The sequence below is a fragment of the Paraplanobispora takensis genome (assembly GCF_016863195.1).
GTDB classification, from domain to species: Bacteria; Actinomycetota; Actinomycetes; order Streptosporangiales; family Streptosporangiaceae; genus Planobispora; species Planobispora takensis.
The window spans coordinates 32,863-58,983 of the sequence record NZ_BOOK01000023.1 but is presented as its reverse complement, the minus strand read 5'-3'; the positions used below and the strand labels follow the sequence as shown (position 1 = coordinate 58,983).

Annotated in this window: 27 protein-coding genes and 1 riboswitch; of the genes, 21 read left to right on the top strand and 6 right to left on the bottom strand. The window is 73.6% G+C overall.

Going from position 1 to position 26,121, the window contains the following annotated elements:
- From Pta02_RS41920 to Pta02_RS16785, 3 genes are all read left to right on the top strand, one after another.
- On the top strand, window positions 1-1,876 hold a 1,876-nt coding region (locus Pta02_RS41920; protein ID WP_203875769.1), incomplete at its 5' end, for an ATP-binding protein.
- Window positions 1,877-1,902: 26 nt separating this feature from the next.
- Entirely contained in the window at window positions 1,903-2,754 is an 852-nt protein-coding gene (locus tag Pta02_RS16790) for a S8 family peptidase (protein WP_203875768.1), read from the top strand.
- Window positions 2,751-3,392: a GAF domain-containing protein gene (locus tag Pta02_RS16785; RefSeq protein ID WP_203875767.1), complete on the top strand. Its 642-nt coding sequence runs from the start codon at window positions 2,751-2,753 to the stop codon at window positions 3,390-3,392. The genes Pta02_RS16790 and Pta02_RS16785 overlap by 4 nt, the downstream gene beginning before the upstream one ends.
- Here Pta02_RS16785 and Pta02_RS16780 read toward each other — a convergent pair.
- Window positions 3,382-3,804 carry a nuclear transport factor 2 family protein gene (locus Pta02_RS16780; protein ID WP_203875766.1) on the bottom strand — a complete coding sequence of 141 codons (423 nt, stop codon included), beginning with the start codon at window positions 3,802-3,804 and terminating at the stop codon, window positions 3,382-3,384. The two genes, Pta02_RS16785 and Pta02_RS16780, sit on opposite strands and share 11 nt — an antisense overlap.
- 165 nt (window positions 3,805-3,969) lie before the next feature.
- Between Pta02_RS16780 and Pta02_RS16775 the strand changes: the two genes are divergently transcribed.
- From Pta02_RS16775 to Pta02_RS16755, 5 genes are all read left to right on the top strand, one after another.
- Window positions 3,970-5,277, top strand: a complete 1,308-nt coding sequence (locus Pta02_RS16775; RefSeq protein WP_203875765.1) for a sensor histidine kinase — start codon at window positions 3,970-3,972, stop codon at window positions 5,275-5,277.
- A complete protein-coding gene (locus Pta02_RS16770; protein ID WP_203875764.1) occupies window positions 5,274-5,942 on the top strand; it encodes a response regulator in 669 nt (222 codons plus the stop codon). Before Pta02_RS16775 ends, Pta02_RS16770 begins: the two co-directional genes overlap by 4 nt.
- Window positions 5,943-6,022: 80 nt before the next feature.
- Window positions 6,023-6,625, top strand: a complete 603-nt coding sequence (locus Pta02_RS16765; protein ID WP_203875763.1) for a PadR family transcriptional regulator — start codon at window positions 6,023-6,025, stop codon at window positions 6,623-6,625.
- Window positions 6,626-6,830: 205 nt separating this feature from the next.
- A complete protein-coding gene (locus Pta02_RS16760) occupies window positions 6,831-7,244 on the top strand; it encodes a hypothetical protein (protein ID WP_203875762.1) in 414 nt (137 codons plus the stop codon).
- Window positions 7,245-7,416: 172 nt separating this feature from the next.
- Window positions 7,417-8,373, top strand: a complete 957-nt coding sequence (locus tag Pta02_RS16755; protein ID WP_203875761.1) for an SDR family oxidoreductase — start codon at window positions 7,417-7,419, stop codon at window positions 8,371-8,373.
- A gap of 41 nt (window positions 8,374-8,414) precedes the next feature.
- Here Pta02_RS16755 and Pta02_RS16750 read toward each other — a convergent pair whose 3' ends face one another.
- Complete coding sequence (locus Pta02_RS16750; RefSeq protein WP_203875760.1) at window positions 8,415-8,897, bottom strand: MarR family winged helix-turn-helix transcriptional regulator; 483 nt, start codon at window positions 8,895-8,897, stop codon at window positions 8,415-8,417.
- Between Pta02_RS16750 and Pta02_RS16745 the strand changes: the two genes are divergently transcribed.
- Window positions 8,896-9,360 carry a pyridoxamine 5'-phosphate oxidase family protein gene (locus tag Pta02_RS16745; RefSeq protein WP_203875759.1) on the top strand — a complete coding sequence of 155 codons (465 nt, stop codon included), beginning with the start codon at window positions 8,896-8,898 and terminating at the stop codon, window positions 9,358-9,360. The two genes, Pta02_RS16750 and Pta02_RS16745, sit on opposite strands and share 2 nt — an antisense overlap.
- A gap of 136 nt (window positions 9,361-9,496) precedes the next feature.
- Complete coding sequence (locus tag Pta02_RS16740; protein ID WP_203875758.1) at window positions 9,497-10,501, top strand: hypothetical protein; 1,005 nt, start codon at window positions 9,497-9,499, stop codon at window positions 10,499-10,501.
- A 12-nt stretch (window positions 10,502-10,513) separates the two neighbouring features.
- Here Pta02_RS16740 and Pta02_RS16735 read toward each other — a convergent pair whose 3' ends face one another.
- On the bottom strand, window positions 10,514-10,942 hold the full coding sequence (locus tag Pta02_RS16735) for a MarR family winged helix-turn-helix transcriptional regulator (RefSeq protein ID WP_203875757.1): 429 nt from the start codon (window positions 10,940-10,942) through the stop codon (window positions 10,514-10,516).
- Between the two features lie 137 nt (window positions 10,943-11,079).
- Here Pta02_RS16735 and Pta02_RS16730 point away from each other — a divergent pair, with 137 nt between their 5' ends.
- From Pta02_RS16730 to Pta02_RS16720, 3 genes are read left to right on the top strand one after another with little or no spacing between them, the layout of a single operon-like run.
- Window positions 11,080-12,036, top strand: coding sequence for an RNA ligase family protein (locus Pta02_RS16730; protein WP_203875756.1), 957 nt, complete (start codon window positions 11,080-11,082; stop codon window positions 12,034-12,036).
- 46 nt (window positions 12,037-12,082) lie between these two features.
- Window positions 12,083-12,802 (top strand): restriction endonuclease, encoded by a 720-nt coding sequence (locus Pta02_RS16725; protein WP_203875755.1) that lies wholly within the window; start codon window positions 12,083-12,085, stop codon window positions 12,800-12,802.
- Entirely contained in the window at window positions 12,799-13,107 is a 309-nt protein-coding gene (locus tag Pta02_RS16720; protein WP_203875754.1) for an antibiotic biosynthesis monooxygenase family protein, read from the top strand. Before Pta02_RS16725 ends, Pta02_RS16720 begins: the two co-directional genes overlap by 4 nt.
- Window positions 13,108-13,149: 42 nt before the next feature.
- Here Pta02_RS16720 and Pta02_RS16715 read toward each other — a convergent pair whose 3' ends face one another.
- From Pta02_RS16715 to Pta02_RS16705, 3 genes are read right to left on the bottom strand one after another with little or no spacing between them, the layout of a single operon-like run.
- The gene (locus Pta02_RS16715) at window positions 13,150-13,908 is read right to left on the bottom strand and encodes a neutral zinc metallopeptidase (RefSeq protein ID WP_203875753.1); all 759 of its coding nucleotides are present in this window, start codon (window positions 13,906-13,908) and stop codon (window positions 13,150-13,152) included.
- 46 nt (window positions 13,909-13,954) lie between these two features.
- Window positions 13,955-15,397, bottom strand: coding sequence for a rhamnulokinase (locus Pta02_RS16710; RefSeq protein ID WP_203875752.1), 1,443 nt, complete (start codon window positions 15,395-15,397; stop codon window positions 13,955-13,957).
- On the bottom strand, window positions 15,394-16,383 hold the full coding sequence (locus Pta02_RS16705) for a LacI family DNA-binding transcriptional regulator (protein ID WP_203875751.1): 990 nt from the start codon (window positions 16,381-16,383) through the stop codon (window positions 15,394-15,396). The genes Pta02_RS16710 and Pta02_RS16705 overlap by 4 nt, the downstream gene beginning before the upstream one ends.
- A gap of 191 nt (window positions 16,384-16,574) precedes the next feature.
- Between Pta02_RS16705 and Pta02_RS16700 the strand changes: the two genes are divergently transcribed.
- From Pta02_RS16700 to Pta02_RS16665, 8 genes are all read left to right on the top strand, one after another.
- Window positions 16,575-18,077: a sugar ABC transporter ATP-binding protein gene (locus Pta02_RS16700; RefSeq protein ID WP_203875750.1), complete on the top strand. Its 1,503-nt coding sequence runs from the start codon at window positions 16,575-16,577 to the stop codon at window positions 18,075-18,077.
- Window positions 18,074-19,144: an ABC transporter permease gene (locus tag Pta02_RS16695; RefSeq protein ID WP_203875749.1), complete on the top strand. Its 1,071-nt coding sequence runs from the start codon at window positions 18,074-18,076 to the stop codon at window positions 19,142-19,144. The genes Pta02_RS16700 and Pta02_RS16695 overlap by 4 nt, the downstream gene beginning before the upstream one ends.
- Window positions 19,134-20,123 (top strand): ABC transporter permease, encoded by a 990-nt coding sequence (locus Pta02_RS16690; protein WP_203875748.1) that lies wholly within the window; start codon window positions 19,134-19,136, stop codon window positions 20,121-20,123. The genes Pta02_RS16695 and Pta02_RS16690 overlap by 11 nt, the downstream gene beginning before the upstream one ends.
- On the top strand, window positions 20,120-21,202 hold the full coding sequence (gene rhaS, locus Pta02_RS16685) for a rhamnose ABC transporter substrate-binding protein (protein ID WP_203875747.1): 1,083 nt from the start codon (window positions 20,120-20,122) through the stop codon (window positions 21,200-21,202). The genes Pta02_RS16690 and rhaS overlap by 4 nt, the downstream gene beginning before the upstream one ends.
- Window positions 21,203-21,266: 64 nt before the next feature.
- Window positions 21,267-21,584, top strand: coding sequence for an L-rhamnose mutarotase (locus Pta02_RS16680; RefSeq protein ID WP_203875746.1), 318 nt, complete (start codon window positions 21,267-21,269; stop codon window positions 21,582-21,584).
- A gap of 13 nt (window positions 21,585-21,597) precedes the next feature.
- Window positions 21,598-22,746 (top strand): L-rhamnose isomerase, encoded by a 1,149-nt coding sequence (gene rhaI / locus Pta02_RS16675; protein WP_203875745.1) that lies wholly within the window; start codon window positions 21,598-21,600, stop codon window positions 22,744-22,746.
- Window positions 22,747-22,867: 121 nt separating this feature from the next.
- Window positions 22,868-24,913 carry a bifunctional aldolase/short-chain dehydrogenase gene (locus Pta02_RS16670; protein WP_203875744.1) on the top strand — a complete coding sequence of 682 codons (2,046 nt, stop codon included), beginning with the start codon at window positions 22,868-22,870 and terminating at the stop codon, window positions 24,911-24,913.
- Between the two features lie 88 nt (window positions 24,914-25,001).
- Window positions 25,002-25,892 (top strand): NAD(P)H-binding protein, encoded by an 891-nt coding sequence (locus tag Pta02_RS16665; protein ID WP_239130745.1) that lies wholly within the window; start codon window positions 25,002-25,004, stop codon window positions 25,890-25,892.
- 150 nt (window positions 25,893-26,042) lie between these two features.
- A riboswitch (S-adenosyl-L-homocysteine riboswitch) is annotated at window positions 26,043-26,119 on the top strand.
- Window positions 26,120-26,121: the final 2 nt, after the last annotated feature.

The window sequence follows — 26,121 nt, the reverse complement described above, 5'->3', positions numbered from 1 at the left end:
GGCCGCCCACGAACTGGCCGCCCACGAACTGGCCGCCCACGAACTGGCCGCCCACGAACTGGCCGCCCACGAACTGGCCGCCCACGAACTGGACGAGGTGAGCGCGCACGGCGCCGTCATGGCGGAGAGCAGCGTGGCGGAGGGGCGGGTGGCGGACCGGGTGGTGGCCCGCGCCGAGGGCAACCCGCTGTTCATCGAGCAGCTCATGACCATGCTCGGGGACGGAGGGGACCCCGAACGGCTCCCGCTGAGTGTGCGCGCCCTCATCGCCGCCCGCGTCGAGGCCGCGGCCGGGCCGGAGCGCGCGGTCCTGGAGTGCGCGGCGGTCGCGGGCAGGGAGTTCACCCTCGCTCATCTGCGCGCGCTGGACGCCCCGGAGGAGAACGTCGCGGCGCTGGTCCGCGGCCGTTTCCTCGACCACCTGGGGGACGGCCGGCTGCGCTTCGCCAGCGGCCTCATCCAGGAGGTCTGCTACCAGGCGGTCTCCAAGCGCAGACTCGCCGGACTGCACGAGAAGCTGGCCCACTGGCTGGCCGGGCGGGGAGACGACGACGAGACGATCGGCCGCCACCTGGAACAGGCCTACCGGCACCGCACCGGGCTGGGCCGTCCCGGCGAGCACGCGGTGCGGCTGCGCGACACGGCCGCCGCGCGCCTGTCGGCCGCCGGGATCTCCGCGCTGCACCGGGGCGACCTGAGCCGGGCCGCCGGGCTGCTGGAACGGGCCGCGGACCTGTACGGCCCCGGCGACCCGCTCCGGCTGGGGGCGGCGGAGCGGCTGGGCGAGACCCGGGTGATGCTCGGCGAGGTCGAGCGCGGCGAGCGGCTGCTGCGCGAGGTCCTGGCCGAAGCGGAGACCATGACCGGGGAGGCGGCGGTCGTGGCGGCGCATGCCCGGCTGTTCCTCGGGCATCTCGAACCCGAACCCTCCGTGGAGGTCGCCAGGGACTGCCTGACGGTCTTCCGGGCCGCGGGCGACGATCTCGGGCTGGCCCGGGCACGGCTCAGGATCGGGCAGGCCGTACAGGCCCGGGGCCGCTTCACCGAGGCCACCGAGACGTTGCAGCAGGCACTGGGCCATGCCGTCCGCGCCGGGGCCGAGCTGGAGCGGGCCACCGCGCTCGGCGCCCTGGCGGTGTCGCTGCAGCTGGGCCCGGTGCCGGCCGGAGCGGCGGTCGGGCAGTGCCTGGACCTGCTGCGCGAACACGGCCAGGGGCGCGGTACGGTCGCCGCGGCCATCGGCTGCCCGCTGGCCGTACTGCACGCCATGCGCGGGGACTTCACCGAGGCCCGGGCCGCCTTCCGGACGGCCGAGTCGACGATGACCGGGATCGGCCACGCCTACGCCGAGGTGTTCCTGCCGCTGTTCGCCGCCTTCCTCGACCTGCTCGACGACCGTCCGGAGGCGGCCGAGAGGGCGCTGCGCCGCTCCTGCGCGGCGGCCGAGCTGCTGGGGGACGGGCAGCTGCGCACCATGGCCTGGCGCGACCTGGCCAGAGCCCGGCTGGACCGGGGCGACCCGGCCGGCGCGTGCGGCTGGATCGCCCTGGCCCTGGGCAGCGCCCCCGGGGCGCTGCCCATCAACCGGGCCGAGCTGCTGGGCATGAAGGCCAGGGCGCTCTGCGACGACCCGGCCCGGGCCCGGGCCCTGGCGGCCGAGGCGGTACGGCAGGCGCTGGACACCGACTCCCCCGCCTGCCAGGGGGCCGTACTGCTCGACCAGGCGCACGTCCTGGCCGCATGGGCGGATCGGGGGGCGGACCGGGAGGCGGCGCGGGCCGCCGCGGAGCAGGCCGCCGAGCGCTTCGCCGCCAAGGGGCACCGGGTGGGCGCGGTCCGCGCGGGCGCACTGCTGGCCACCCTGGAGGCGCCGTGATGTCCCACGCCGCCGGAGGAGGCGCCATGACGCCGGGTGCGGTGGAAGGAGCCGTACGCCCTGAGATCACCGGGCTGGTCTGGAACATGCGGGACCTGACCTCGGCCGACATACCGGTGACCGCGGAGTGGGCCCCGCGGATCACTCCCGAGTGGGCCTGGGGCGGCAGCACGGGCCGTGGCGTACGGGTGTGCGTCGTCGACAGCGGGGTCGACGGCGACCACCCCCTGGTCGGGCCCGTCACCGGCGCCTACGCGGTCGAGCCCGGCCCGGACGGCGCCCCGGTCGTACGGGAGAGCGCGGCCTCCGACCCCGCCGGGCACGGCACCGCGTGCGCGGGCATCGTGCGGCGCCTCGCTCCCGAGTGCGAGCTGTACAGCGTGCGCGTCCTGGGTGCGGGCTTCTCCGGTTCCGGCGACGCCTTCGTCGCCGGCCTGCGCTGGGCCGTACGGCAGGGCTTCGACGTGGTCAACCTCAGCCTGTCCACCACCAGGCACAAGTTCGCCGACGCGCTGCGCGCGGTGGCCGACGAGGCCTACTTCCGCCGCACCGTACTGGTGGCCGCGGCCCACAACATGCGGGTCGAGAGCTACCCCTGGCGTTTCTCCTCGGTCGTCTCGGTCGGCAGCCACGCCGAGGGCGACCCCCGGCTGGTGCTGTACAACCCCGCTCCCCCCGTGGAGTTCTTCGCCCACGGGTCCGACGTGGAGGTCGCCTGGCCCGGCGGAAAGACGACCCGCGGCACCGGCAACAGCTTCGCCACCCCCCACGTCGCGGGTCTGTGCGCGCTCATCCTGAGCAAGCACCCCGCCCTGACGGTCTTCCAGCTCAAGAACGTCCTCTACCTGACCGCTGCAAACGTGAAGGGTGACCTATGAGCAGCGACCCCGGCCTCGTCGCCACCGTCACGGCCGCCGTGGCCGGCGCCGACGGCGACCATCGGCGGCTCCTGCAGTCGATCGTCGAGGTGGCCAGGGCCATCTTCGCCGCGCAGGCCAGTTCGATCTTCATGTTCGTCCCCGAGCGCGGCGAGCTGCTCTTCGAGGCCGTCGCGGGCGCCGGACAGGAGTCCCTGGTCGGGAGGGCCTTCCCCGCCGACCGCGGCATCGCCGGATGGGTGCTCGCCTCCGGCGAACCCATGATCATCGACGACCTGTCGGGCAGTCCCGCCTTCGCCCACGACCTGGCCGAGTCCACCGGATACGTGCCCGGCGTCATCATGGCGGTGCCGCTCGTCCACGATGAGCACGTCGGCGGCGTTCTGGAGGTGCTCGACCCCGCGCCGCAGGCCAGGTCGGCCATCTCCGAGCTGGACCTGCTGTCGCTGTTCGCCGTACAGGCCGCGCTGGCGTTGCGGATCGCCCAGCGGGGCCGCAGCGCCGGCGCCGCGCTGGAGAGTCACGGGGCCGACTACGGTGAACTGATCTCGGTGGTGCGGGCCTTCGAGGACCTGGGGGCCGAGCGCAGGAGCGCGGGGCTGCGCCTGATCGGCTCGCTGCGCGACCTCATCGCGTGAGGCCGTCGGCCGGGTCCGGGGCCGGGGCCGGGGCCGGGTCCGGGGCAGGGAGGGCGCGGGTGATCGAGTCGATCCGGTACACCCGCCCGTCCGGGGCGAAGCGCGCGAACGTGTAGATCTCCATCGTCACGGCCTTCCCCTTCCGCATGACCGCGTGGAGGACGCTGCGGGCGGCGGCCCGGTCGCCGGACACCAGCGTCTCGTGCACGTCCACCCGCAGGAGGCGCCCGTTCCTGCGCGCGGGGCGGGCATGCGCGACGAGCCTGTCCCGGTCGAGGGCGATCCCGTCGCTGACGTAGACGATCTCGGGTGTGTAGTAGCGGTCCAGGACCGTCCCGGGGTCCTCCTGCCCGAAAGCGAGCTCCCGCGGCAGGACGGTCAGCAGGGCGATGAGACGTTGTTCGAGGTTCACGCCAGCAATCGTCGCCCGGCGGCGAGCCGCCGGTCGTCGTTCCCGGGGCGGCTTCCGCGGCTGCCGCCCGGGGCGCAGCCGGCGCGGATCTACGCCGCCGGGAGTAGCGGGAGTTCCCTTCCGGTGGGGAGGCGGGCGGGGCGGGGGCGGGGTTAATGTGCGGGAATGGGCAGTGATCACGCGGGGCCGCGGACCGGGCGGGGAGGGGCCGGGATCGGGTGGCGCCGATACGTGCCCGAGGCGGCGCTCGCGGGGGCGGTCGTGGTGTTCCTCGTCGCCGGAGCGCTGTCCGCGCCGCCGCCGGCTCCCCGGCCGCAGGTTTTGGACTATCTACTCATCCTGGTCTGCGGGCCGGCGATCGCCGCGTGCCGCAGAGCGCCGGTCGCGGCCCTGCTCGTCGCCGCGGCGTGCATGACCCTCTACTCCCTGCGGGCGCATCCCGGTCCTCCGGCGGCCGTCCCGGTCCTGATCACCGTCTACGCCGCGGTCGGGGCGGGCCGTCGGACGCTCGCGGCGGGCGCGGGCGCGGTCTTCCTCGGTGCCTTCCTGGCGACCGACCTGGGCGCGTCCGCCGGGCAGCCCGCCGAGCAGATCGTCCAGCGCACGATCCTGCTGCTGGGCTGGTTCGTCGCCGCCGCGGTGGCCGGGACGGTGTCCCGGCACCGCCTGGCCTACCTCCGCCAGGTCGAGGAACGGGCGGCCGAGGCCGAGCGCACCCGTGAGGAGACCGCGCTCCGCCGCGCCGGAGAGGAGCGGCTGCGCATCGCCAGGGAACTGCACGACTCGCTCACCCACACCATCTCGATCATCAAGGTGCAGGCCGGGGTCGCCGTCCACCTCGCGCGCAAGCGGGGAGAGGAGGTGCCCGCCGCGCTCCTGGCGATCCAGGAGGCCGGCCGGGAGGCGATGCGCGAGCTGCGCGCGACCCTGGAGGTACTGCGCGAGCCCGGTGACGAGCCGGTCCCCAACGGGGTGGAGCGCCTGGCCGGCCTGGTGGAGCGGGCCCGCGCCACGGGCCTGCCCGCCACCCTGACGGTCGCGGGATTCCGGCGGGACCTGCCCGCCGAGGTCGACCGCGCCGTCTACCGGATCGTGCAGGAGGCGCTCACCAACGTCGCCCGCCACGCCGGCCCGGCGTCGGCGTCGGTGTGCGTCGGGTACGGACCCGGCGAGCTGAGCGTGCGGATCGACGACGACGGCGGTGACGTAGACGGCACCGGCACCGGCAGCGACGGCGGCGGCATCGGCCGGGACGCGGCGCCGGAGCCCGGCGTGGGACTGACCGGCATGCGCGAGCGGGTCGCGGCGCTCGGCGGACGGCTGCACGCCGGCCCCCGTCCCGGGGGCGGCTTCACCGTCCACGCCGTCCTGCCCGCGGGGGAGCGTCCCGCCGGGGAGACGGGGCCTGTCCCGGTGGAGCCCTCCCCGGAGGATCCGCAGGAGGAGAGATCGTCCGTGGGGGGTACGACGTGATCCGCGTGCTGCTCGCCGACGACCAGGCGCTCATCCGCGCCGGGTTCCGCGCCCTGCTGGAGGCCGAGGACGACATCGAGGTGGTCGCCGAGGCGGCCGACGGGGCGCAGGCCGTGGAACTCGCCGTACGGCACCGGCCCGACGTCGTCCTCCTCGACATCCAGATGCCCGGGACGGACGGCATCGAGGCGACCCGGCGGATCGCCTCGATGCCGGAACTGGCCGGGGTGCGGGTGGTGATGCTGACCAACTACGGCCTGGACGAGTACGTCTTCGAGGCGTTGCGCGCGGGCGCCGGCGGGTTCCTGGTCAAGGACACCGAGCCGGAGGACCTGCTGTACGGCGTCCGCGTCGCCGCGCGCGGGGACGCGCTGCTGTCCCCGGCGATCACCCGCAGGCTGATCGGGGAGTTCGTCGCCCGGCGTCCCTCGGCCTTCTCTTCCGGGCTGGAGGCCCTCACCGCCAGGGAACGCGAGGTGGTCGCCCTGGTCGCCCGCGGCCTGTCCAACGACGAGATCGCCGCGCACATGATGATCAGTCCGGCCACCGCCAAGACCCATGTCAGCCGGGCCATGATCAAGCTGCACGCCCGCGACCGCGCCCAGCTCGTCGTCCTCGCCTACGAGTCGGGGCTCGTCAGCCCGCGGAGCGCCCCGCCGCTGTGACACCGGCGTCCGCACGGTTTCCGGACCGGCCGGTCTCAGGCTGCTATAGTGCATATTGCAATATAGAGAAAGGCACCATCATGGCGCGAGGCCCCGACCTGGTCGGTCTGACCGTGCTGGCCATGCTCTCGGTGCGCGCCGCTCACCCGTACGAGCTCCACCGCTTCATCGTCGACACGCACAAGGACTATGTGACGGGGCTGCCCAGGAGCCTCTACCACGCGGTCGGGAAACTCGCCGGTGAGGAGCTGATCGTCCCGGTCGAGACCGGCAGGCAGGGGCGCCGGCCGGAGCGCACGGTCTACGAGATCACCGATGAGGGCCGCCGGCAGCTGGCGAGCAGGCTCCACGCGCTCCTTGAGACCCCCCATCCCGACCGCCGCGCGTTCACCGCGGCCGTCTCCCTCGTCGGCATCCTCCCGGTGTCCGGCGCACTGCGGGCTCTGCGCACCAGGGCCGCGACGATCGAAGGGCTGCTGGCCGGGACGGACGCGCACCTGCGCGCCATGAAGGACAACGGCCTGCCCGACCTCCTGATGATCGAGGTCGACTACGAGCGCGCGCTGAACGAGGCCGAGCTGGCCTGGGTGCGGCGCGTCATCGCCCGTCTGGAGTCGGGGGAACTCGACTGGGCGGGCACCGTCCGGCAGGACCTGCTGTCGCAGGTGCTCGACGGACCATGAGAAGAGGGCCGCCGGGGTGCGCCAACACCCCGGCGGCCGGACATCCGAACAAGGCGCCCGCCCTGTCTGGACTCACGACCCCCAGGATAGGCGCCGCGACCGTGAGGAATCGCGCCATGTCCGTGAACACGGAGATCACCGGCCCGCCGGGCCGCGTCGAGGGCTCCACCGAGCCCGCCCCCGGCCCGGACGCCGGAGCGGCACGGTGAAGGGGAAGAAGCTGATCACCGAGGTCGCCGGAATCGTCGAGGCGCCGGTCGCCGTGGTCTTCGACGACCTGGCCGGCATGCTCCTGCCCGACGGCAGGCGCACCGGCCGCTTCACCGTCGAGGATCTGCCCGGGCACACCTCCGCCGTCGAGGTCGTCGGCCACACCGTCTCCTTCCAGGGCGGCTGGTGGTACCGGGGCGAGTGGAGCGTCGAACCGCACCCCCGGGGCGCGCTGCTCGTGCACCGGGTCTTCAACGTCGCGCAGGGGATGCGGTGGGGCGTGCCGCCGGCCAACCGCTTCTTCATCGGCTTCGCCGGCAGGACGCGGCGGGCGTTCGCCGAGAGCCTCGTGCAGACGGGCCGCCGCCTGGGCTGCGCGACCCGTCTGGCCGCTCCCGGGGCTTCCTGAGATCACGGCCGGGATCCGGCGGCGACGGCGGCACCCGGCCGCGGCCGCCGGATCTGCGGCGCCGTGTTCCCCGGCGCGGGGGCTGGTAGTGTCGGGTGATCTGGATCCGCAACCTCCCGGCGGTCACCGCGGGCGGCGCAAGATCTCCACTTTCGCACTGGAGGGTCTTGCCATGGGTGGAATCGAGCGGGTCACGGGCGCGTCGCAGCCCCTCGCGCATCTGCTGACCGCCGTCGGCGCCAGGAAGGACGCGGGCAGCAGTCCCACGGGGATCGTCGGACGGAGCCTGGCGCGGCAGCTGCTGGCCGCCGGAGACCGGGTGCGGGTGCTGGCCGAGCCCGGCCAGACGGACGGCTGGCCCGAAGGGGCCGAGGTCGCCGAGGGGTCCATCACCCGGCCGGCGGAGCACGCCGAGGTCTTCGCCGGGGTCGACGGCGTCTTCCTCGCCGGGGCCGTACCGGCGACGGCGCCGGACGCGCTGGCGATCGCCGGGGACGCCGGTGTGCGGCGGATCGTCGTGCTGTCCTCGCACGGGCCGGAGTACGAGCAGGCCTACCCGCCGGAGACGTGGTTCTGGCTGGCCATAGAGCGGGCCGTCGAACGCTCGGGCATGGAGTGGACCCACATCCGCCCGTCGGCGGTGATGGGGGCGATGATCGAGGGGACCTACCCGGCCACGGGCTCGGACTGGCCGGACACGATCCGCAGCGAGCGGACCGTGCGCGAGGCCTTCCTGAACGACGGCTGTTATCCCTTCATCCACGAGGACGACCTGGCCGCCGTGGCCGTGGCGGCGCTGCGTACCGGCGAGCACGCCGGTGCCGTTCTCGAGGCGGTCGGGCCGCCGATCGCCACCCGCTCGCGCGTGGCCGCCATCGCCGAGGCCATCGGATGCGACATCGCCGCCGTCGACCTGCCGCCCGAGGTGGGCCGCGCACGCTGGCGGCGCCGCGGCTGGCCGGACGGCGGCATCGAGGTGACGCTGTACGCCCTGCGGGAGTACGGCGCGCGGTTCGCCGAGCTCACCCGGTGGACACTCGACCAGCGGCCGTCCGTGCGCGAGATCATCGGCCGGCCGCCCCGCGGTTTCGGCGACTGGGCGGCCGAGAACGCCGGCCTGTTCCGCTGAACGCCCGCCCCGGGGAGGAATTGCCGGGCGCGGGGCGGCGGTCAGACGGGCGGGCGGACCCGGCGGTTGCGGATGGCGTCGTCGTGGTCGAGGTGGGCGAGGACGGCCGCGAGCACCGCGCGGGTCTCGGCGATCCGGTCCGCGCCGAAGCGTTCGGCGAGTTCTGCGTCCAGCGCGGCGCGCCGGGCGCGGGCCGCCTCGACGGCGGCCGCGGCGTGCGGGGTCAGGCGGAGCAGCCGGGTGCGGGCGTCGCCGGGTGCGGGCTCGCGGGTGAGCAGGCCGCGGCGTTCCATGTCGCCGGCGGCCTTGGAGGCCGCCTGCTGGGTGACGCCCATGCGCTCGGCCAGGGCGGTGACGGACAGCGGGGCCCGCAGGAGATGCTGGATGATCACGCCGTCGTTGAAGCGCAGGCCGTCGAAGCCGTCGCCCGCCAGGCGGCGTTGCACCTCCTCCGTCATGGCCCAACCGGCGAACAGGGCCACCAGAGACAGATCGAGGGTCTCCGCGCTAGGATGCACAACCATGGTTGTGAATTCTAGCATTCCGCCCGCCGGGCTGCTCGAGGAGTTCGTCGGGATCGCCCACCGCATCGTGTGGTGCAGCCTCGCCACCGTGGACGGCCGCGGCCGGCCGCGCTCGCGTGTCGTGCATCCGTACTGGGAGCGGACCGGCGACGGCGTCGTCGGATGGGTGTTCACCCGGCCCGCCTCGCCCAAGGTGGCGCACCTGTCGCACCGCCCGTACGCGTCGTGCTCGTACTGGGACCCGGCCCAGGAGGTGGCGGTGGCCGAGTGCGAGGCGGCCTTCGCCGACGACGAGGCGACCAGGAGGAAGGTCTGGGACCTGTTCGCGGACGCCGGCGAGCCGCTCGGCTACGACCCGCGCATCATGGGCGTCGAGGACCACCGGGACGAGCGCGTCACCGTGCTCAGGCTGACGCCCTGGCGGCTCGGCACACTCAAGGCGGCGTGGCGGCGCCCCGCGTGACCGGTGAGGCCCGGCGGGGCCGCGGCCCCGGGGAGATCCGTCGCTGAGCGGGCTCTCAGCGTCTCTCAGCGAGATCAAAGCCCCGGCGGGACAGACTCCTGCGGAGAAGTCCGATCACGATGCCGGGGGAGTCCGGATGGCGGATTCACTGAGTGGGTGGCGAAGATGGCCGTCGTGGGCGGGATACGCCGCCGGCGGGCTGGCCGCCGTGTACGGCGTCGCCCTCGTGGTGGCCGCGCTGGCGGGATACCGCTCGTTCCTCGGCCTGCCGGACGTCGGCCTGCCGGATCTCACCTGGCCGGGTGCCGGGGTCCTGCTGGCCGGGTCCGTCGTCGCGGTCGCCGCGGTGCGCCCGTGGGGACGTCGGGTGCCGCCCCGGGCCGTGACGGCCGGCGCCTGGGCCGTGGCCGCGCTCGCCCTGACGGGCAGCTGCTGGGTCCTGCTGAACCTGGTCGAACTGGTGCTGACCGGTTCGGTCCGCAGCGTCGACGGTGACAGCGACTGGGTGACCTTCGGCGAACGGCTGTGCCTGGCCGCCGTCGGAGCGCTGTTCGCGGCCACCGCGCTGTCGCACGCCCGCCGTACGGCCGGCCGCTGCGCGCGATGCGGCCGCGCGCACGCGCCGGAGACGGCGGGGCTGCGGTATCCGGAGGCGCGCGCGGCGCCGCCCGCGGTGCTGCGGGCCGCCTACGCCGGCTGTTGCGCGTTCCTTCCCTACCTGACGCTGCACACCCTCGGCGCGGCCGGCCATCCCGGGATCGAGCCCGGCGGGTACCGGCCGCCCTGGTACGCGCTCGCCGCCCTCGTCTGCGGCATCGCGCTGGCGGTCTTCCTGCTGCTGGGGCTGGTCCGGCCGTGGGGCGTGGTCTTCCCCCGCTGGACGCCGTGGTTCGCCGGCAGGCGGGTGCCCCGGTTCCTGCCGCTGGTGCCGGTCTGGCTGGTGGCTCCGACTCTCGCGCTGTACGGCACGGGCAGCCTGGTCCTGGCCGCCGTCGGCGTCCTGCGGCACGACGGCGGAGGGGGACTGCTCGGACTCGGCGGGGCGGCCTCGCTGGCGTTCGCCGGATACGGGTGGGCGCTGGCCGTCGCCGCCGTCTCCTACCGGCTCCGGACCCGGCCCTCCTGCGTCGTCCGGCGGTAGGCGCCCGCCGCCCTACTCGCCGACGGCCTTGGTGAGGACGGCGAGGGCGTGCAGGATCGCCTCGCGTTCACCGGTGGGGACGCGCTCCAGCGCGGTGTCGAAGCGGACCCGGCGGGCCTCGGCCAGGCGCTCGGCCGCCAGGCGACCCTCGGCCGTCAGCCGCAGCAGGACCCCGCGGCCGTCGCCGGGCGCGGCGGCCCGTTCGGCCCAGCCCCGCCGTACCAGCTGGGCGACGATGCGGCTGGTGGTGCTCTTCTCCAGGCGCAGCCGGTGCACGAGCTCGACCTGCCGCAGCTCCCCCTCGCGGGCCAGTTCGCCCAGTGCGTGCGCCTCGGAGACCGGGACGGGGGTGCCGCAGGGGGTGCGGTCCGGCTGGTGCAGGCCGAAGGCCCGGACGAACCGGGCCACCGCTTCCTGCAGGTCTGCCGCCTCTGAGGACATGGTTCGACCGTACAACCATCTGATCCGGCGGCGCAAACCACGCCGGGCCACGGCTGCCGGGTTCGCCCGGCGGGAGGTACGGCCGCGCGCCCCGATATTCGGATGCCCGCCTGCGCCGGACCGGTGATACTGCTCCGATGCACCATCTCGCCTACCCCAAGATCCCCGTGATCGGATCACCCGGCACGGCGGCCGTCCGCAGCCACCGGGAATGGGTGGCGACGGAGAAACTCCACGGCGCCCAGATGGTGATCGCCTATGACGGCCGGAACCTGTCCGTGGGCAAGCGCAAGGCATGGCTGCGAGAGGACGAGCCCTTCTTCGGCTGGCAGCTCCTGCGCTCGGCCTTCGCCGGGGCGGGTGAGGCCGCTCTGACCCGCGGCGGTGCGGCGGTGCGCGTCTACGGCGAGCTGTACGGCGGCCACTACCCGCACCCCGGGGTCCCGCCGGCGCCGGGCGCGGCCCCGGTCCAGACGGGGGTGTGGTACAGCCCGGAGATCCGCTTCGCGCTCTTCGACGTGCTGCGGCACGAGGATCCGGACGACCCCGGAGTCTTCCTCCCGTACGCCGACGTCGCCGCGATCGCCGCCGAGGCCGGTCTCGACGTCGTTCCGCTCCTCGCCAGGGGAGGTCTGCCGGAGATCGACGCCCTGCCGGTCCGCTTCCCCACCCGCCTGCCGAGGGCGCTCGGGCTGCCGGACCTGCCCGGCAACCTGGCCGAAGGGCTCGTGCTCCGGCCGGACGCCCCGCTGGCCCCCGCGCACCGCCCGGCTCTCAAACGGAAGATCGAGGAGTTCGACGAACAGCGCTTCGACCGCAGCCGTCCCTGGGATCCGCACGTGTTCCTCACCTTCGAGGAGCTGAGCCGTATCGCCCATGCGATGGTCAACGAGCCGAGACTGGCCGGCGCGCGGTCCAAGGTGGGACCGTCCGCCATCGAGGCGCTCTTGGACGAGGTGGTTCTCGACGTCATGGTGGAGCTGTCCATGGCCTTCCCGGCGGCCGTGACGGCCCTCGGCGAGGATGAGAGCCGGCTGCAGGCGGCCGTCCGCGGCGCGGCGCGGGCCCGGGCCGGTGGATTCTGTCGGGGGTGAGGTTCACACTCGGCGCATCTTCCCCGTCTCCTTTTCGGAGGTCTCGATGGCGAGGCGCAGATCACCAGGATCGGCGGCGCGCGGGCGCACCGCCCGGCGGAGCCGGAAGAGGACCCGGCCCGGCCCGGCGTGGCTGCTCGTCCCGGCGGCCGTCGTCGTCGCGGTGCCCGCACTGCCGCAGGTCCCGTCCCCGCCCTGGGCGGTGGTGCTCGGCGTCGCCGCCGGGCTCGCGGTCGCGCTGGCCGCCGCCGTCCTGGTGGTGCGCCGGATGGGTGCGGCCTACCGCAGGGACGCGCTGCTGCGCGTGGGACCGGACCGGCTGGACCCGCGCCGGTTCGAGGAGCTGACGGCCGAGCTGCTGCGGCGTGACGGCTTCGGCCGGGTCCGCGTCGTCGGCGGGGCCGGGGACGGGGGCGTGGACGTGTGCGGGGTCGCGCCGGGCGGCCGGGCCTACGCGGTCCAGTGCAAGCACTACACGCGGCCGGTCGGCCCCGGCGCGGTGCGCGACTTCGTGGGCGCGTTGCAGTCCCGGCCGTACCGCGGCCACCGGGGGGTCTTCGTGACCTCCAACCGCCTCAGCGCGCAGGCCGCCGCTACGGCACGCGAGCACGACGTGGTCGTCATCGACCGGGACCGGCTGGCCGACTGGCTGCTGGGCGCCTACCGTCTCGGCTCCGGCCGTGGATCCGCACCGGCCTGGCTGGCCCGGCTGCGCGGCGGCCGGCGGGCGCAGGAGGGCCACGAGCCGGCGGGGGAGGCGTGGTGATCGCCCGGATCTGGTGCGCGACCGCGACGCCCGAGGGCGCGGACGCCTACGAACGGCACTTCGTCCGTTCGGTCCTGCCCGCCCTGCGGGGCGCCGGCGGGCACCGCGGCGCCTACCTGCTGCGGCGCGACGGCAGCCACGTCGAGATCCAGGTGGTGACCCTGTGGGAGTCGCCGGAGGCGATACGGGACTTCGCCGGCCCCGACCTCACAGCCGCCGTCGTCGAACCGGAGGCCAGGGCGGTGCTGATCGACTACGACACGACCGTCACCCATCACACGGTCGTGGCCACCGCGGACGGCTGATCCGGCCACCCGTCCGCGCGGCGCCGGTGGCGCCCGCGGGCCTCAGGCGACCTTGGCGGAGGCGGCCTTCCAGGTGTTGCACGCACCCGGGCCGCCCGAGGCGTAGCCCTTCTTGAACCAGTAGAGGCGGTTGGCGGGCTTGCCGTCCCAGTCGAACCTGTCGTACTCGGGGGGCGTCTCGGCGTCGAGGAGGGGCTTCCAGTCCTTGGCCGAGCGGCCCAGGGCCTTCATCGACACCCCGGTCAGGCAGTCGGCCTGGAGGTAGAAGCGGTGGGTCTGCTCGTCGGTCTCGGCCTCGATCCCGCTGTTCGGCAGCGCCCACCAGGTCTCGCTGATGCCGGTGTGCCCCTGGACGCGCCGGCTGTAGGCCCGCGTGAGCTGGAGGAGGACGGCCAGGTCGGACTTCGCCTTGATCCAGTCGGAGCGGAGCTGCACCTGGATGCCGCCGTAGCAGGGCACCGCGAAGGAACCGGCGATCTTCAGTCCGGAGCAGAGCTCCGACTCGACGGTCTTGTTGATGCTCACCTCGGCGGGGGTGAAGTCATCCCAGGTCTTCTTCCAGGCGGTGTCCAGGCAGCTGAAGATCTTGGTGATGTACTTCTTCGCGGAGGCCTCGGTGGTGCCCTTGACCGCCTTGCAGGAGACCTCGGGGAGGCGGCCCTTCTTGTAGAGGGGGTTGTGGGTCAGCTCGGGGGCGCCCTGGATGGGGTAGGCGGAGGCCGTACCGGAGAGCAGGGCGGTCGTGCCGGAGAACAACAGGGTGAAGGCTCCGGTGGCGGCCACCAGCGTGCGGATCGTCATGGGCGATGATCGTAAAGGTGGCACGGTCCAGCCGGCCAGGGGTGTCTCATCCCCGTCCGGGCCGGGTGCGCTCCAGCAGCGCCTCGGCCTCGGCCCAGGCGCCGTCGTCCCCGGCGGGCTCGTACCGCTTGAGCGGCTGCGCCGCCGACAGGGCGCGCATCTCGGCCAGGTCGGCGACCAGACCGGCGGTCCGGGCCTGGACGAGGACGTTGCCCAGCGCGGTGGCCTCCACCGGGCCGGCCACCACGGGCAGGCCGCAGGCGTCCGCGGTGAGACGGCACAGCAGGTCGTTGCGGCTGCCGCCGCCCACCAGGTGGATCACCTCGACCTGCCGTCCCGACAGGGCGACCGCCTGCCGGATGGCCCGGCGGTGCCCCAGGGCCAGGCTCTCCAGGATGCACCGCACGACCTGCGGGGGATCGGCGGGGGGCTCCTGGCCGGTGCGCCGGCACTCGGCGGCGATCCTGGCCGGCATGTCGCCCGGCGGCAGGAACGCGGGCGTGTCGGGGTCGACGACCGCGGCGAACGGGCGCGCGGCCCCGGCCGCGGCGAGCAGGGGGACGAGCTCCGGATCGCCCCAGGCGCGCAGCGACTCCTGCAGCAGCCACAGGCCCATCACGTTGCGCAGATATCTGACGGTCCCGTCGACGCCCGTCTCGTTGGTGAAGTCGGCGGCGAGGCTCTCGGGGGTGAGCACGGGCTCGCTCAGCTCGACCCCGGCCAGCGACCAGGTGCCACAGGAGATGTAGGCGAAACGCGATCCCGCGGCGGGCACGGCCGCGACCGCGGAGGCCGTGTCGTGCGAGGCGACGGTGGTGACGGCGGCGGTGACAGCGCTCGTCCAGCCGAGCTCGCCGGCGACGTCGGGACGCAGCCTCCCCGCCGGGTCGCCCGGCGCGCGCAGCGGGGGGAAGATCCGCTCCGGCAGGCCGAGATCCTTGATCAGCGGCCAGGCCCACTCGTGGCTGCGCACGTCCAGCAGGCCCGTGGTGGAGGCGTTGGTGAGCTCGGCGCCGATCTCGCCGGTGAGCCAGTAGGACAGCAGGTCGGGGATGAGCAGCATGCGCTCGGCCCGCTCCGGCCGGTCGGCCAGGAGCTGGTAGACCGTGTTGAACGGCAGGAACTGCAGCCCGGCCACGTCGTACAGCCCGGCGGCCCCGATCGCGGCGGTCACGCGCTCCATCACCCCGTCGGTGCGGCCGTCGCGGTAGTGCACCGGGTTGCCCAGCAGCGCGCCGCCGGAGTCCAGCAGCCCGTAGTCGACGGCCCAGGAGTCCACCCCGATCGAGTCCACCGGGCCCGCCAGGCGCAGGCCGTGCAGGATCTCGCGGTAGAGGCCGAGGATGTCCCAGTGCAGCGTGCCGCCCACTCTGACGGGACGGTTGGGGAAGCGGTGGGCCTCCGCCAGGCGCACGCCCCGGCCGGAGAGCTCGCCGAGCATGACCCGGCCGCTGGAGGCGCCGAGGTCGACGGCGGCGAAGCGGCTCATCGCGTCGACTCCCTGACGATCAGCTCGGGCTGGAACATGATCTGCTGGTGCGCGTGGGTGGCGGGGTTGTCGCACTCGTCGAGCAGCAGTTCGGTGGCGACCCTGCCCAGCTGGTAGGTGGGCTGGCGGACGGAGCTGAGCGAGACCGCCGAGGCCGCGGCGAAGTCGATGTCGTCGTAGCCGATCAGCGCCACGTCGCCGGGCACCCGTACCCCCGCGTGCAGGAGCCCGCGCAGCATGCCGAGCGCGAGCAGATCGTTGGCGCAGAAGATCGCGTCGGGCAGGCCGCCCTCGGAGATGAGCTTCTCGGCGGCCTGCTGACCCGCGCGGGGGGTCATCGCGGCCATCTCCACGACCCGCAGCGGCCGCCCGCCGAGCGCCCGCTCCGCGCCGGCGCGCCGGTCCAGGCACTGCCGGATGGTCAGCGGGCCCGTCACGTAGGCGATCTCCGCGGCGCCTCCGGACAACAGGTGGGCCACGGCCGTCTCGCCGCCGCCGATGTCGTTGACGGCCACCGAGCACTGGTCGGGCCGGTGCGCGGGGTGGTCGACCAGCACGACGCTGATCCCGCGCTCGCGCAGCCGGTCGAGCCGGGCGGGGTCCTCGTCGGAGGGGGTGATCAGCACCCCGCGGACCCGCTGCTCGGCCAGGACCAGCAGGTTGCGCTCCTCCTTGCTCCTGGAGCCCGCGGAGTTGCTCAGCAGCACGGCGTATCCGCGGTCGCTGGCCACGTCCTCGACTCCGGCGGTGACGTCGGTGAAGAACGGGTTGCCGATGTCGATGACCGACAGCCCCACGGTCTTGCTGTGCCCGGCGCGCAGCGTCGAGGCCGAGCCGTGCCTGACGAACCCCAGCTCGCGGATGGCGGCCTCGACCCGGGACCGGGTCGGGGCGGAGACCTTCTCCGGCCGGTTCAGCACGTTCGACACGGTCCCCGGGGACACGCCGGCGTGTTCGGCGACTTCTTTGATGCCCACCGCGCTCATCGTCGGTCCCACCGCTCTCTGGCCATGGACCTTGATTAAAACGTAACAACTGGCGCTGAGCAAGAGCTTCCCTCTTCAGGGCGTCACTGGACCGAAACGTCCAGGAAACCGGCTATTGACGGGGGAAGGCGGCTGACCTAGTGTCCACTCAAATTTGAAACGTTTTTCTCGAACTCCCGTGGAGGGAGCTCATGGTCGACAAACCCCCCGTCCTGGCGTTGCGCTCGGTGAGTAAATCGTTCGGCGCCGTCCAGGCGCTGCGCGAGGTCTCCCTGGAGCTGTACGCCGGAGAGGCCCACGCCCTCGCCGGGGAGAACGGCGCGGGCAAGTCCACGCTCGTGAAGACCCTCTCCGGGCTGTACCGCCCGGACGCCGGGCGGATCCTGCTGGACGGCGAGCCCGTGGAGTTCCACGGCACCGCCGGCGCGCAGCGGGCGGGCGTGGCGGTGATCTACCAGGAGCCGACGCTCTTCCCCGACCTGTCGGTGACCGAGAACATCTTCATGGGCCGCCAGCCGCGCACCCGCCTGGGCCGGATCGACCGGCCCGCCATGCGGGCCCGCGCGGTGGAGCTGTTCGGGCGGCTGGGCGTCCCGCTCGACCCCGACCAGCCGGCCCGCGGCCTGTCCATCGCCGACCAGCAGCTCGTGGAGATCGCCAAGGCCCTGTCGCGGTCCGCCCGGGTCCTCATCATGGACGAGCCGACCGCGGCGCTGTCGGGCAACGAGGTGGCCCGGCTGTTCCGGGTGGTCAAGGCGCTGCGCGAGCAGGGCTGCGCGGTGCTGTTCGTCTCCCACCGGCTGGAGGAGATCTTCGAGCTCTGCCGGCGGGTCACCACGCTGCGGGACGGCGCCTTCGTCGCAAGCGACCTCATCGCCGACCTCACCCCCGACGACCTGGTACGGCGCATGGTGGGCCGGGAGCTGGAGGCGTTGTTCCCCAAGCTGGAGGCCGTGCCCGGGGAGGTCGCCCTCACCGTGCACCGGCTGACCCGCGAGGGTGTGTTCACCGACGTCTCCTTCGAGGTGCGCAAGGGGGAGATCGTCGCCCTGGCGGGCCTGGTGGGGGCGGGCCGCAGCGAGGTCGCCCGGGCGATCTTCGGCATCGACCGGTGGGACGCCGGCCGGGTCGAGGTGGCCGGGCGCCGGCTGCGCCAGGCCAGCCCGTCCGCCGCGATGGCCGCGGGACTGGCGCTGGTGCCGGAGGACCGGCGTCAGCAGGGTCTGGTGATGGACCTGTCGATCGAGCGCAACATCGCGCTGGCCGGGCTGTCGGCCGTACGGCGCGGCGCGCTGATCTCCCGCGCCGCCGAGCGCGACCGGGCCCGCGACTGGGCGCTGCGGCTGCAGCTGAAGTTCTCCCGGCTGTCCGACGCGGTCGGCGTGCTGTCCGGCGGCAACCAGCAGAAGGTCGTGCTGGCCAAGTGGCTGGCCAGGAAGCCATCGGTGATCATCGTGGACGAGCCGACGCGCGGCATCGACGTCGGGACCAAGGCCGAGGTGCACCGGCTGCTGTCGGAGCTGGCGGCGGAGGGCATCGCGGTCCTCATGATCTCCTCCGAGCTGCCCGAGGTGCTCGGCATGGCGGACCGGGTGCTGGTGATGCACGAGGGCCGGCTGGTGGCCGAGATCCCCCGGGCGGAGGCGACCGAGGAGAGCGTGATGGCCGCGGCCACCGGAAGGAACGCGGCATGAGCGGCCCGGAGACCGGGCTGGCGGCGCCGGACGCGGGGTCGGCGGCCTCGCCGGTCCCGCCGGCGCCGCGCGGCGACCGGCTGGTCAGCCGGGTGGCGCGGGTGCGCGAGCTGGGCATCGTAGCCGCCCTCGGCCTGCTGTTCGGGTTCACCGGCGTGGTCAACCCCGCGTTCCTGTCCTTCGACAGCCTGCGCGACATCCTGCTGAACTCCTCGATAGTCGCCATGCTCGCGGTCGGGCAGACGCTGGTGGTCGTCACGCGCAACGTCGACCTGTCGGTCAGCTCGGTCGTGGGCCTGTCGGCGTTCGGCGGGGCGCTGATCATGGCCGACAACCCCGGGGTGCCGGTCCCGCTGGTGATCGCCGGCTGCGTCCTGCTCGGCGCGCTGTGCGGTGCGATCAACGGCCTGCTCGTCGGCGTGGCCGGGGTGCCCGCCCTGGTGGCCACGCTCGGCACGCTCTACACCTTCCGCGGCATCGACTACGCGTGGGCGGGCGGCCGGCAGGTGAACGCCGCCGACATGCCCGGGGGCTTCCTGTCGCTGGGCTCCGCCTCGGTGCTCGGGCTGCCGCTGCTGGCGCTCGTCGCGCTGGCGGTGGTGCTGGTCGTCGGCTGGATGCTGCGCAACCTGCCGGCGGGCCGCGAGCTGTACGCGATCGGCTCCAGCCCCGAGGCGGCCGTGCTGGCCGGCATCCGGGTCCGGCGCCGGATCATCGCGGCGTTCGTGGCCAACGGCGCGCTGGCCGGGCTCGCGGGCGTCATGTGGGCGGCGCGCTTCGGCACCGTCGACGCCACCGTGGCCACCGGCAAGGAGCTCGACGTGATCGCCGCCGTGGTGGTCGGCGGCGTGGCGATCTTCGGCGGGAGCGGCACGGTGTACGGCGCCGCGCTCGGCGCGGTGCTGCTGGCCAGCATCACCAGCGCGCTCGCCGTCCTGCGGGTCGACGCGCTCGCGCAGACCGCCATCAGCGGCGCCCTGATCATCGCCGCCATCGTCCTCGACCGTCTCCTGGCGCTGCGGGTGGCCGCCGCGCTCCGCCGCCGGAGGTACCGCGATGCCACGTGACCTGGTCCGCCGCTGGGAAGGGCTGATCCTCCTCCTGCTCGTCGCCGTCGTGCTGTGGGCCTCGGTGTCGGTGGACGGCTTCGCCAACCCCTCCAACGTGTCGTTCCTGCTGCTCGACACCACCGAGATCGCCCTGATGGCGCTGACCATGACGCTGGTCGTCGTGGCCGCCGAGATCGACCTGTCGGTCGCCTCCACGCTCGGCCTGTCCTGCGCGGTCCTGGGCTGGCTGTGGAACGCCGGGCTGCCGATCGAGGCGATCATGCCGGTCTGCCTGCTGGCAGGCGCGCTCTGCGGAGCCCTGAACGGCCTGCTCGTCACCCGCCTCGGGCTGCCGTCGCTGGCCGTGACGATCGGCACGTTCGCGCTCTACCGGGGCCTGGCCTACGTGATCCTCGGCGACCAGGCCGTGGCCGACCTGCCGCCCGCCTACACCGCTCTGGCCACCCAGACGCTGGGGCCGATCCCGCTGGTGACCATCCTGGTCGCGGTCCTGGCCGTGGTGGCCGGGACGGTGCTGCACGCCACCGGCGTCGGCCGGTCGATCTTCGCGCTGGGCGCCGGCGAGGAGGCCGCCTACTTCTCGGGCGTGCGGGTCAAGCGGATCAAGTTCTGGCTCTTCGTCGCCTCGGGCGCCTGCGCCGCGCTGGCCTCGCTCGTCTACACCTTCCGCTACGCCAGCGCCCGCGCCGACAACGGCGTCGGGCTGGAGCTGGCCGTGGTGGCGGCGGTCCTGCTCGGCGGGGTGTCCATCTTCGGCGGGCGCGGCACGCTGCCCGGCGTGCTCATGGCGGTCCTGCTGCTGGGCGTCGTACGCAACGCGCTGATCCTGGCCGACGTGGCCAACGAGGTCCTCAACTTCGTGACGGGCCTGCTGCTCGTCGCCTCCGTCCTGGCGCCGAACCTGGGGGCGGTCTGGCGCCGGCGCTCCTCACTGCACAAGGCCTCACTGCACAAGGAAGGGAAGTCGGTTTCATGACAACGCGCACCCCCTGGCGCCGCATGGCGCTCGTCGCCGGTCTGGCGCTGATGGCCACCGCCTGCGGCGGCACCACCAAGAGTGACGTGGCGCAGCAGACCTCCGCTCCGGCGGCCGCCCCCGCGTCGTCGGCCGCGGCCGACCCCAACGCGCCGATCAAACAGGGCCTGAAGATCGCCTTCCTGCCCAAGCAGGTCAACAACCCCTACTTCACCACCGCGAACACCCAGGGCATCGCCGCGGCCGAGGAGTTCGGCGGCCAGGGCAAGGAGGTCGGCCCGTCCGAGGCCAGCGCGTCCTCGCAGGTCTCCTACATCAACACGCTCATCCAGCAGAAGCAGGACGCGATCGTCATCTCCGCCAACGACCCCAACGCGGTCGTGCCCGCGCTCAAGCAGGCCAGGGCCGCGGGGATCAAGGTCGTCAGCTACGACTCCGACACCGCGCCCGAGGGGCGCGACGTGTTCGTCAACCAGGCCAGCGCCGAGGACCTCGGCCGCACCCAGGTCCAGCTGCTGGCCGAGCAGATCGGCCACAAGGGCAAGATCGCGATCCTGTCCGCGACGCCGAACGCGACCAACCAGAACACCTGGATCGACTTCATGAAGGACGAGCTGGGCAAGCCCGAGTACAAGGACATGGAGCTGGTCAAGGTCGCCTACGGCAACGACGAGGACCAGAAGTCCTTCACCGAGACCCAGGGCCTGCTGCGCTCCTATCCGGACCTGGCCGGCATCATCTCCCCGACCACCGTCGGCATCGCCGCCGCGGCGCGCTACCTGTCGGACTCGCCGTACAAGGGCAAGGTGAAGCTGACCGGCCTGGGCACCCCCAACCAGCTGCGCCAGTTCGTCAAGGACGGCACCATCGAGGGCTTCGAACTGTGGAACCCCGGTGACCTCGGCTATCTGGCCGGCTACGCCGCCGCCGCGCTGGCCTCCGGCCAGATCACCGGCGCCGAGGGCGAGAAGTTCAAGGCCGGCAAGCTCGGCGAGTACACCGTCGGCGCCGACGGCGAGGTCCTGCTCGGCAAGCCCACGGTCTTCACCAAGGACAACATCGACGACTTCGACTTCTGATCCGTGACCACACCCCGGTACGGCTCCCGCCGCGGGAGCCGTACCGGGACCGAGAGGACATCCATTGGAACGCGTCTGTTTCCTGTTGAAGGTCCGGGCCGAACGGCTGGCGGAGTACCGGGAGCGGCACGCGGCCGTCTGGCCGGAGATGCTCCGGGCGCTGCGCGCCACCGGATGGCGCAACTACTCCCTCTTCCTGCGCGACGACGGCCTGCTGGTCGGCTACCTGGAGACCGACGACTTCGCCGGGGCCCGCGAGGGCATGGCCGCCACCGAGGTCAACGCGCGCTGGCAGGCGGAGATGGCGCCGTTCTTCGAGGACCTCGACGGGCGGCCGGACGAAGGCATGCGACCACTGACAGAGGTGTTCCACCTTGACTGAATCGGGGACTCCCATGGACATCACGTCCCGCCTGCGGGCGCAGCACATCGAGACGCCCTCGTGGGCGTACGGCAACTCGGGCACGCGATTCAAGGTCTTCGCCCAGCAGGGCGTGCCGCGCGACCCCTACGAGAAGCTCGCCGACGCCGCCCAGGTGCACGCCTTCACCGGCGTGGCGCCGACCGTGGCGCTGCACATCCCCTGGGACCGGGTGGACGACTACGCCGAGCTGTCCGCCCACGCCCGGGGGCTCGGCATCGGCATCGGCGCGATCAACTCCAACGTCTTCCAGGACGACGACTACATGCTGGGCAGCGTCACCCACCCGGACCCGCGGGTGCGCCGCAAGGCGACCGACCACCTGCTGGAGTGCGTCGACATCATGGACGCCACCGGCTCCGACACGCTCAAGCTGTGGTTCTCCGACGGCCTGAACTATCCGGGCCAGGACGACATCCGGGCCCGCCAGGACCGGCTGGCCGAGGCGCTGGCCGAGGTGTACGGGCGGCTGGGGGAGGGGCAGCGCTTCCTGCTGGAGTACAAGCTGTTCGAGCCGGCCTTCTACGCCACCGACGTGCCCGACTGGGGCACCGCCTACGCCCACTGCGTCAAGCTCGGCCCCAAGGCGCAGGTCGTGGTGGACACCGGGCACCACGCGCCCGGCACCAACATCGAGTTCATCGTGGCCTTCCTGCTGCGCGAGGGGAAGCTGGGCGGCTTCGACTTCAACTCGCGCTTCTACGCCGACGACGACCTGATGGTGGGCGCGGCCGACCCCTTCCAGCTCTTCCGCATCATGTGCGAGGTGGTGAGCGGGGGCGGGCTGGAGGGCGGGGTGGCCTTCATGCTGGACCAGTGCCACAACATCGAGCCGAAGATCCCCGGCCAGATCCGCTCGGTGATGAACGTGCAGGAGGCCACCGCCAAGGCGCTGCTGGTGGACCGCGAGGCGCTGGCCGCGGCGCAGCGGTCCGGTGACGTGCTGGGTGCCAACGCCGTGCTGATGGACGCCTACAACACCGACGTGCGGCCGCTGCTGGCCGGGCTGCGTGCCGGGATGGGGCTGGAGGCCGACCCGATGGCCGCCTACGCCCGCTCGGGCTACTTCGAGAAGGTCGCCGCCGAGCGGGTCGGCGGCACCCAGGCCGGCTGGGGCGCCTGAGGCGCTTGCGGCGCTTGAGGTGCGGGGTCCTGTCCGGTGGGGGAGCGCTTGTCCGAGGAGCGCCCGTCCGCCCGGAGGCACCCGCTGTTGAGATCATGTTCATTTGTTTGGGGGATATTTCATGACATCGTCGCCGGTTGAGCAGTTGCTCGGCCGTTCCCACGCGCTGGGGGCCGACCCGCGCAACACCAACTACGCCGGTGGCAACGCCTCGGCCAAGGGCACCGCCGTCGACCCGGTGACCGGCTCGGACGTCGAGCTGATGTGGGTCAAGGGGTCGGGCGGGGACCTGGGCACGCTGACCGCAGAGGGGCTGGCCGTACTGCGGCTGGACCGGCTGCGGGCGCTGAGGGGGGTCTACCCCGGCGTGGAGCGCGAGGACGAGATGGTCGCCGCCTTCGACCACTGCGCCTTCGGCAGGGGCGGGGCCGCGCCGTCCATCGACACCGCCATGCACGGCCTGGTGGAGGCCGCCCACGTCGACCACCTGCACCCGGACGCGGGCATCGCGATCGCGACGGCCGCCGACGGCGAGGAGCTCACCCGGGCGATCTTCGGTGACCGGGTGGCCTGGGTGCCCTGGCGGCGGCCGGGCTTCCAGCTCGGGCTGGACATCGCCGCGATCAAGCGGGACAACCCGCAGGCGATCGGCGTGATCCTCGGCGGGCACGGCATCACCGCCTGGGGCGCGACGTCGCAGGAGTGCGAGGCCAACTCCCTGGAGATCATCCGCACCGCCGAGGCCCACATCGCCGCGCACGGCCGGCCCGACCCGTTCGGGGCGGTGATCCACGAGCCGGTCGAGCCGGCCGTACGGCACGCGCGGGCCGCCGAGCTGTTCCCGCTGGTGCGCGGGCTGTGCTCGACCGACGCGCCGCAGGTGGGCCACTACACCGACAGCCCCGAGGTGCTGGACTTCCTGGCCCGGGCCGAGCACCCGCGCCTGGCCGCGCTGGGCACCTCGTGCCCCGACCACTTCCTGCGCACCAAGGTGCGCCCGATGGTGCTGGACCTGCCCCCGGACGCGCCGCCGCGGCAGGTGGCCGACCGGCTGCGCGAGCTGCACCTCGCCTACCGCGAGGAGTACGCGGCCTATTACGACCGGCACGCGGGCCCGGACTCCCCGCCGATGCGCGGGGCGGACCCGGCGATCGTGCTGGTGCCCGGGATCGGCATGTTCTCCTTCGGCAAGGACAAGCAGACCGCCCGGGTGGCCGGGGAGTTCTACGTCAACGCGATCAACGTGATGCGCGGCGCCGAGGCGCTGTCGTCGTACGCGCCGATCGACGAGGCCGAGAAGTTCCGCATCGAGTACTGGGAGCTGGAGGAGGCCAAGCTGCGCCGGATGCCCGCGCCCAAACCGCTGGCCGCCCGCGTCGCGCTGGTGACCGGCGGCGGCTCGGGCATCGGCGCGGCCACCGCCCGGCGCCTGGCGGCCGAGGGCGCCTGCGTGGTGGTGGCCGACCGCGACCCGGGCGCGGCCGGGAAGGTCGCCGCCGAGATCGCCGCCGGGGCCCACCGTCCCGGGGACAGGGCGGTCGCGGTGCGGGCCGACGTGACCTCCGAGGAGGAGGTCGCCGAGGCGGTACGGCAGGCGGTGCTGGCCTTCGGCGGGGTGGACCTGGTGGTCAACAACGCCGGGCTGTCGCTTTCGCGCTCGCTGCTGGAGACCACCCTGGCCGACTGGGACCTGCAGCACGACGTGATGGCGCGCGGCTCGTTCCTGGTCTCCCGGGAGACCGCCCGGGTGATGATCGAGCAGGGCATGGGCGGCGACATCGTCTACATCTCCTCCAAGAACGCCGTCTTCGCCGGGCCCGACAACCTGGCCTACGGCGCGGCCAAGGCCGACCAGGCCCACCAGGTCCGGCTGCTCGCGGCCGAGCTGGGCGAGCACGGCATCCGGGTCAACGGCGTCAACCCCGACGGCGTGGTGCGCGGCTCGGGCATCTTCGCCTCCGGCTGGGGCGCCAACCGGGCGGCGGTCTACGGGGTGGAGGAGGAGAAGCTGGGAGAGTTCTACGCTCGGCGCACCCTGCTCAAGCGCGAGGTGCTGCCCGAGCACATCGCCGCGGCGGTCTTCGCCCTGACCGGCGGTGAGCTGTCGCTGACCACCGGCCTGCACGTGCCCGTCGACGGAGGAGTGGCGGCGGCGTTCCTGCGCTGACGGCCGGGTCCGCCCGCGGCAGTTGACCTCAAGTTTGGTTGAGATTCTAGCGTTCCCTTCGATGATCCGATCGTCGAAGGGAACGGCTGTGCGCGAATCCGATGTGATCCTGGTGACCGGGGCCACCGGCAGGGTGGGCGGGCACGTGGTGTCCCGCCTGCTGGAGGCGGGGGCGCCGGTGCGGGCACTGGTCCGGGACCCGGCCTCGGCGGCCCTGCCCTCCGGCGCCGAGGTCGTCGCCGGAGACCTGGCCGATCCGGCGAGCCTGGACGCCGCGCTGAAGGGGGCCGGGTCCGTCTTCCTGCTCTGGCCGACCCTGTCGGCCGACCACGCCGCGCCCGCCACCGTCGGTGCGATCGCCGGATCGGCGCGCCGCATCGTCTACCTGTCCGCCAACGGGGTCCCGGACGACGCCCCCGACGATCCGTCCCGGGAGCCCGGAGGGATCCTCGGATCCCACGCGCTCATCGAACGGCTGATCGCGCGCTCCGGCGCGGAGTGGACGTTCCTGCGGCCCACCGGGTTCGCCGCCAACACCCTCGGCTGGGCCTCCCAGATCCGGGACGGCGGCGTCGTGCGGGCGCCCTTCGGGCGGGCGGCGAGGTCGCTGATCCACGAGCGGGACATCGCGGCGGTGGCCGCCCGGGCGCTGACGGAGGACGGGCACGCCGGGGCCCGGCATGTGATCACCGGCCCGCGGGCGGTGACCCAGATCGAGCAGGCGCACGCCATCGGGGAGGCGATCGGCCGGCAGGTGAGGTTCGAGGAGATCCCGGCCGGGACCGCCCGCGAGCAGATGCTGGCCGCGTGGGGCGACGCCTCGGCCGTGGACGGCATGCTGCGGGGCTGGGCGAGGATGGCCGAGGAACCCGAGGTGGTCACCGCCGCGGTGGAGGAGATCACCGGCACGCCCGCGCGGACGTTCCGGGAGTGGGCGGCCGACCACGTCGCCGACTTCGACCCCCGGGCGGGGCGGTGACCTCCGGCGGTGACGGTCGTGGCCGGACGAGGGCACGGCTGTGACCGGCCCGCCGGGACGCCCGCGGCCGATCCGGGCCGTGGGCGTTCGGGTGGCAGATCGAGGCCACGGCATTCCGGCGGGCCGCCCACGCTTGCTAGTCTCGAAAACCAGGCCGAGAGGCGCTGCAACGGGCCCATGCCCGCCACGCTCGGTCTGCTCATACGCATCAAGGGCGCCTCCGACAATC